The 4160-nt window shown below is 39.2% G+C and carries 2 protein-coding genes; both read right to left on the bottom strand.

Going from position 1 to position 4160, the window contains the following annotated elements:
- Positions 1–1449 precede the first annotated feature (1449 nt).
- Positions 1450–2205 carry a hypothetical protein gene (locus CH364_RS18580; RefSeq protein WP_125232012.1) on the bottom strand — a complete coding sequence of 252 codons (756 nt, stop codon included), beginning with the start codon at positions 2203–2205 and terminating at the stop codon, positions 1450–1452.
- Positions 2206–2228: 23 nt separating this feature from the next.
- On the bottom strand, positions 2229–4160 hold a 1932-nt coding region (locus tag CH364_RS18575; RefSeq protein ID WP_279627927.1), incomplete at its 5' end, for a polymorphic toxin-type HINT domain-containing protein.

The raw sequence follows: 4160 nt of genomic DNA, 5'->3' as shown, positions 1-4160 counted from the left end.
ATCTCGTTGTATTTTTCCTTCATCTTAAGGATAGGATAGAACTGGTTGAAGTGGTGAGTTCCGAAGGCTCCACCCACTGTAGGTCCTACCAAATAACCTGAGTTCTTCGCTGATTCCATAAAGTTCAGAAGTCCTCACTCCTGCCAGCGTCCCGTCCGGGTCCGACTGGCGAGCTTAGGCCATCCTTGGCCACGCCTCCGTGACGACCTCTTCACTTGGTTAAGAAAAGAATTGATGAATGATTCTTTGGGCGCCTCGAATCCGTTAGTTGATTGGTATTTGATTCTGTAACGACCGCGCTATTCGCTCCAATCTTTCCAGTCTGTTAGTTGATGAGAATAAACTAGTTTATGGAAAGGATTTCCGCTTCTATCGCTGGCGCAAGGGGGGTTGGTAGGTGAAAGAATTATTAGTTGGGAAATGTTGAGTTAAGATTGAAAAAACTGATTAGAATCAAGATTGATTCTAATCATAAGTCCCAATTTGGCATTGATACGAACTAAATGTAAAAGCAGAGAAAATGTAGCGGCTATACGCATTGCGTTTAACACCCGCAGACGAGTGGCTATCCGCATTGCAATTAACGCCGCCCAACAACCCCCTGGTAAAACCCATCCCCTCACCAATCCTCCACAAACCGAGAGATGGAAACTGCCACTTGAAACCACTCCCGTATTAGGTGGTCTCTACTACACCTACTCTTGGAAGAAAACCGCTTAAGAGAGGTACTCTCTTTTACTTCGGTTTGCTCCCATTGTTTGCAATCTTTGTCTAACAATCTCTTCTATAAAAGAGAAGGATTCCTTATATCCTAGCGATCAACGGAACAGTCATTTTTGGAACAAAGTCTTTGTTAGTAACTAGAAATCGATAACTTCCGTTTGTTTTTTGTCTTCAAAATCAAACCCGTTTGCATCCAGCGTCTAACTTAACGAATATCTTGTTCGCTATTATAGTTTTGGCGAGGCTCACCGAATATTCAAATACATTAATTTTTTGTTTTCCGATAGAAAAAAGATGCCTGGTAGGTTAAATTCAAAAAACGGTGTCACAGACTTTATAGGAAAAACATCTTTAAAGTTTCCATAATTAGCAAAGATCGAATTAGCAGATGTTTTTGGATCTACCATTCCCGTGTACAGCAACAGGGACTCACGAGATTTACTAAATAGATATGGATGATAATAAATTACTGACAAATTTCTCCCGCTAAAAATATAATATCCAGGCACAACCCTCCCATCAGCAAAATAATTATCTGAGCGAGTTAGATAAGTGCCTTCATCAATTTTCATATTCGATTGTAGGATGGGTATGATTTTAAAGTCTTCTCCTCCATTTTCACAAAGGTCATTAGAAACTACTTCATATATTTGGTTATATTTTAGATTTGATTCTAATATATCCGCTAGGCAGAATTCACTTTTTGAGCAACTGTTAAAAGAGGAATTAACCACGAAGTACAGGGAAATAGCGACAACCTTTGATTTTATTTTTTTGGAGTATTTCATAAAAAGTTTTCGATATAATAGGTAATCTATATGTATTATCTTTGAAACCAAAAAATTCTTTAGTTTCAAAGAAGTGAAATGCTATTTTATCAGAATATCCCTGTAGAGGAATATGATAATCAGAAACAATTCTTTTGTTCTTGCCTATGGTTTCATATTCAAAATCACTCTTCAAATTTTCTGGAGAAACCCCCTGAGGTAATAACTGAACAATATTTTCCATTTCTTGCTTTCTAGTTCCATTTAATACCCTTCGAGATTTTATTCCTAATGGTTTTATGAATTTTTCATATGTACTCTTGTCCGCGAATACCTCGACAAATAACCAATTGATACCGAAAAGTCCTTTGATAGATTTTGAAATCTGCCCAGCAGAGATATCATTGGTTTGGACTAACAAATACGATTCTTCCTCAGTCCGATATTTTGCATCATAAAAAATTTCTTTATATTTGCTTTCTGGCTTTGGATAGCCTTGCTGTTGTGAAAGTTCGATATTAAAAAATTTGGATGAATTAAACTCTTCTTTTGAATACTCGACGCAATTATCTGGACTAGCAGAAATCTTCGCTAGTTCGGTAAACTTTTTATTAAAATCTAAATCATTTTCATACAAGATATAAGAATTGATTCCTTCTTTAATACTGACGCCAACGGTTGCTAAGTTCTGCACTTCCTCGTAAGAAGCATTCATAAAAAATCTATATCCCTTTCTCATTATTTATTAATTCCTAATTTTTCTAGAATTTGTGGATAATCTTTATAAATAACTTTAGCTTTTTCCATAACTGATTCGGCTGTTTCCTTTGTTCTAGCCGCACCATATGGAATAGCCTTACGCCACTCATTAGTAAACACTTGATGTTCCGCTTTCGTTAGTACAATTGAAGCCCATTCGCTAGTTTTTTGAGAAGCTTCATCGAACACAGGTTTAAGCCTTTTTTCTATTAAGTGGTGGACTTCAACGCCTAATTCCTTGGCTTTCCCTTTTGTTACATTTTTTAATTCTTTATATGACTTAATCCCATATTCTTGGGCGTATTTAAAGTTTTCAATCCCTTCTTTACCTAAATCAGCAATCGCTTTTTTGTTCTTGATTGCTGCTTCAGTGGCTTCCTTGCCAACCTTACCAGCCATTGCAAAATCACCTGCAATGGGTAATATTGCAGCTGTACTAAAACCAGCATCAGTCCAATTCCCAGTTCCAATTCCAAGGGTTGCTTCTGTAGCATTGTATGCTACGTTGACTGCATCAGGAATGATACCGAGACCCGGGAATATTCCTGCAATATCCAACGAATAATGCAAGCCTTTAGATATTTTCTGGTAGGTTGATGCTTGATTATGCACCCAAACCCCGACTTCCCCTACGAAGTAGGTATGATACTCTTCCACCTCAAAGTTATAAACCGTCTCTGTCCGTTCATCAATAATGATGTCGGTGACAACCAGTTCTCTTCCATCCGCTCCAAGAGCCACATCCCCAGGATGTAAATCTTTTGCCTGCACCCAATCAGTAGTTTCTATGGAGAACTTCTCTAAAGCATGGCCTTGTGTTTTCACACGGAACGGGTGGTTCCAAGTGGTTTCTAGAGTTGTTCCATCAGTAAAGGAAACAGTGTAGATCGCTTCTGTTTGGCGGATAAAGGTCTCAACTACCTTGCGGTAAGAGACTTCTCCTGTTTCATCAGATTTAGAAAGAACCACATCCCCAACTTGGATATCTTCGATGTTCTTTAAGCCCTCTTTTGTATGAACTTTCGTTCCTGCAACAAAACAAGTTCTAGGAACAAACTTCCCATCCTTGTCCAATCTACCAGCATCTGATGTAGAGATACCTAGAGCACCAGCAACATCGTCATAAATATCACCACCAATCTTCTCCAGAATGTTATCTCTAGATCCGTCTTTTTCAGAGTCCTTCTCGCGCTCTTTCTTATACTCTGCTAGCAGTTTATCATCATCATCAATGTTTGCGTACTTCGGATCTTTCCTCTTCTCTTTTAACCATTCCTGTTTTGCACCTTCTAATTTCTTATCAGCAGCTTCTTTCCTAGCTTTTGTCTCCGCATCAATCTCATCTTGGATTTGTTTTTTACGGAAATCAACTGCGAAGTTGGTGTTTCCAGAAAGCCCAGTGTTTTGGTTGTAGCTCAGTGCGTTGATTCCATCAAAGCCAACACTAGCAGAGAATCCTTCCTTCTGGTTAAAAGAAAGTCCCATATCCATTTGGGAGAAGGATTGGAATTGTGGTTTAGGAGGTGGTGTTTGTCCTTTAGGAGTTTCTTTCGCCACCTTCTCAATTGTCGCATCCAAACTCGCACCAAACCCTTGTTTCTGACTGAAGGACACTCCTCCGGTCACAGTAGTTGCATAATTATCTGACTTAGAAACTTCTTTCTGTGCGTTGAGACTTGCTCCTACACCAGCATCCTTACTATAGTTGAGTCCACCGGTTACCTTGGTCCCTCCTTCTGTTGCCTTGCTATAGCTTACACCTCCGCTAAAGCCTCCACTTTGGCTATAACTTAGGTTCACACCAAGACCTTTGAGCATATCATTGCTTCCACCGAACTCATACCCTACGTTAGCACCAAAGCCACCGTTTTGGGTATAACTCACTCCAGCAGAGAATCCAGCTAACTTCAC

Source organism: Leptospira harrisiae (assembly GCF_002811945.1).
Classification (GTDB): domain Bacteria; phylum Spirochaetota; class Leptospiria; order Leptospirales; family Leptospiraceae; genus Leptospira_A; species Leptospira_A harrisiae.
This window is presented reverse-complemented; position numbering and strand designations above follow the sequence as displayed.